The following is a 3,255-nucleotide window of genomic DNA, read 5'->3' as shown; positions in this document are numbered from 1 at the left end:
GTGCGGCGATGGCTCGTCTGGTATTTTCGGGCTTCATGGACCGTCTGCCCGAACTCAAGGTCGTAGCCCATCACATGGGAGCGATGGTGCCATTTTTTGAAGGCCGCGTTGGGCCCGGTTGGGACCAGCTCGGCAAGCGGACAAGTGACGAGGATCTTACCCTTGTCCTCAAGCGGCTGAAGAAACGTCCTCTTGACTATTTCAAGGACTTCTACGCCGATACCGCCGTTTTCGGCTCCAAGGCGGCGACGCTTTGCGGTTTGGAATTTTACGGAAGCGATCGTGTACTCTTCGCCTCGGATTCGCCCTTCGATCCCGAAAAAGGTCCGGGTTATATCCGCGATACGCTGCGGATTCTCAATTCGCTGGATCTCAGCAAGGAGGATATGGAGAAAATCTGCTTCCGCAATGCTGAGGCGCTATTTGGTCTCAAGGACTAGATATAAKTTTCACTTATACGACCCTACCAAAAACTCTATTTGTGGCCATCTACCGGCGTCTCTAAGCTGGCCACAATAACCCGCCTTCGCTGGTCAAGCGAGGCAGAAGGTTAAATTGCAGACAGGAGGAGACCAGGTGTTGAGATCATGGATGCGTATCTTCTATTCGCTGGCACTGGTCGGCGGACTGATGGCCAATTCCGCGCAGTCATTTGCAGCCGACAGCGTATCCATTGGCCTTACGAATGCGAGCAGTGACATTGCACTGTTTATTGCTGACGCCAAGGGTTTCTTCAAGGAAGAGGATATCACTCCAAATTTTGTGGCTTTCGATTCCGCGGCAAAGATGATCGCACCTTTGGGTGCGGGGCAACTCGATGTCGGTGGCGGGGCAGCGTCCTCGGGCCTCTACAATGCCATCGAGCGCGGCGTCGGTTTGAAGATAGTTGCGGATAAGGCACGCAATGCACCCGGTTTCGGCTTTCAATCGTTCCTCGTGCGCAAGGCGCTCGTCGATGATGGTTCTGTTAAAACCATCGCCGACCTTAAGGGACGCAAGATAGCAACCGTTGCGCAGGCCAGCAGCGATGCATCCGTTTTGAACGAGGGACTGAAARGTGCTGGCCTCGGATATGGCGACGTGGACAAGGTTTATCTGGGCTTTCCTCAGCAGTTCGTCGCATATCAAAACGGCGCTATCGATGCGAGCATAACAACCGAGCCTACCGTATCGGCAATTCTGGCCGCTGGAACCGCGGTACAATTGACGAGCAATGATACGTTTTATCCGAACGCTCAAACTGCAGTTATTCTTTACGGGCAGGCGTTCGCAGAGGGTAAACCAGACGTCGCCAAGCGCTTCATGAAGGCCTACGTCCAAGCTGTTCGCTACTACAACGACGCGTTGGCGAATGGTAAAATCGCAGGCAAGAACGGCGAGGACGTCGTTGCCATCATGGCGAAATACTCCACCGTCAAGGATCCTGCCGTTATCCGGAAAATGACGGCCCATGCCGTCGATCCGAATGGGTCTGTCAATGTCGATAGCTTGAAGAAGGATTGGACCTTCTTCAAGGAGCAAAAACAGATCAACGGCAACGTCCAAGTCGATCAAGTGGTCGATCTAAGCTTCGTCAATGAGGCTGCCAGCGAACTTGGTCCCTACAAGGCGGCTCACTGAGATCGAGTTCGCGCGACATTGGGGATGGGAGGTTTCAAAATGATTGAAAAAGTTAACCGCACTATCTTGCTCGTTTGCTCATTGCTGATGAGTTTCTCAATGGCCAGCGCGGCCCGGGCTGCTGACGTCGTCAAAGTACGGACCGTTGCCTCGACCGGCGAATTCATTCTGAATGTTGCGCAGGGTAAGGGATATTTCGAGGAGGAGGGCATCGAGCCCGCCTATACCTTTTTCGACTCGGCAGCAAAAGCCATCGCCCCTCTCGGCACCGGGCAAATCGATGTCGCCGGCGGGGCTGTGTCGGCAGGGCTTTTCAATGCAATCGAGCGCGATATAGCAATCCGGATCATCGCTGACCGTACGTCGGTTGCCCCAGGTTTCGGGTTCCATGGCATCGTGGTGCGAAAAGATCTTGCGGGCACCGAGGTCAAGTCGATCGCTGATCTGAAGGGACGGAAAATCGCAATTGTCGCCCGCGGCAGCAGCACCGAGTCCATCCTCAACGAAGCAATGAAGAGTGCTGGTCTGGCGTACAAGGACGTGGAAGTCGTGTACCTGCCTTTCCCGCAGCAAGCGGCCGCACTGGCAAGCAAGGCGGTGGATGCCGTGATAGCGACCGAGCCCTACCTCACTCCGATGCTGAACCAGAATCTCGGCGTCTTGCTAGCCTCGACCGACACATATTATCCCAATGCCCAAATCGGCGAGCTGATGTTCAGCGAGAACTTTGCCAGCACGCGCAAGGATGTCGGCGTGCGATTTGCCAAGGCCTATATTCGGGCAGTTCGTGATTTCCGAAACGCATTCGGTCCTGAGGGGCGCCTCGATGGCCCGGGGTCCGATGAGATCGTAGCCTTGATCATGAAATATTCCGGCACGAAGGATGAAAAGCTCTTGCGGAGTATCAAACTTCCTGCGGTGAACATCGATGGCCGGGTCAATAGCGAGAGCATCCAGAAGGATTGGCAGTTCTTCAAAGATCAAGGCCTGATCAAAGGGGGCGTTACCCCTGACAAGATCATCGACAATTCATTCGTCGAAGAAGCACTCAAGCAACTCGGACCAGCGCAAAAGAACCCAGGTTAGGAATAAGGATGATTCAAGCATTGGCCAAGAAAGCGACTGTGCGAGACGATGTTGCAACGGAGTCTCGAGAACGGCCTGCAATCCGGATCAAAGGCCTGAGTAAAAGGTTCGGGTCTTTCACGGCCGTAGACAATGTCACCATCGATATTGCTCGCGGAGAATTCTTCATGATCGTCGGCCCATCGGGCTGCGGAAAGACGACTTTGTTGCGCATCCTCGCGGGTCTGGAAGCACCAACCGACGGCAGCATCGACGTAAGTGTTGAGGCGGGATCGCAGCGGCCAGTCAACTCGATGGTTTTCCAGGGCGACTCGATCTTTCCGTGGATGACGGTGTGGGACAACGCCGCCTACGGATTGAAAATGCGCCGGGCGCCGCAAGCCCAGATCAAGCAAGTCGTTGATCACTACCTGGACCGGACCGGGTTGTTGAAATTTGCAGACGCCTATCCGCATCAACTTTCAGGCGGGATGAAACAACGTGTTTCGATTGCGCGTGCTTTCGCCAATGATCCTGAGATATTGCTCATGGACGAGCCATTTTCGGCTC

4 protein-coding genes are annotated in these 3,255 nt (G+C 54.5%); all 4 read left to right on the top strand.

Annotation, left to right across the window (positions count from 1 at the left end; genetic code table 11):
• Positions 1-440: amidohydrolase family protein (locus tag ACXJ5O_RS22535; protein ID WP_457301845.1), on the top strand; the 440-nt coding region annotated here is incomplete at its 5' end.
• A gap of 139 nt (positions 441-579) precedes the next feature.
• Positions 580-1,620 carry an ABC transporter substrate-binding protein gene (locus tag ACXJ5O_RS22530; RefSeq protein ID WP_457301844.1) on the top strand — a complete coding sequence of 347 codons (1,041 nt, stop codon included), beginning with the start codon at positions 580-582 and terminating at the stop codon, positions 1,618-1,620.
• A gap of 39 nt (positions 1,621-1,659) precedes the next feature.
• A complete protein-coding gene (locus tag ACXJ5O_RS22525; protein WP_457301843.1) occupies positions 1,660-2,706 on the top strand; it encodes an ABC transporter substrate-binding protein in 1,047 nt (348 codons plus the stop codon).
• A gap of 8 nt (positions 2,707-2,714) precedes the next feature.
• A partial coding sequence (locus tag ACXJ5O_RS22520; RefSeq protein ID WP_457301842.1) for an ABC transporter ATP-binding protein occupies positions 2,715-3,255 on the top strand: 541 nt, incomplete at its 3' end.

This window comes from Phyllobacterium sp. P5_D12 (assembly GCF_054049495.1).
The sequence above is the reverse complement of the archived record's forward strand: the minus strand, read 5'-3'. Positions and strand labels throughout refer to the sequence as shown.

Excerpts from the sequence above, each read along its gene's own strand:
- ACXJ5O_RS22525 (WP_457301843.1), top strand. The coding sequence starts at position 1,660 with ATGATTGAAAAAGTTAACCGCACTATCTTGCTCGTTTGCTCATTGCTG.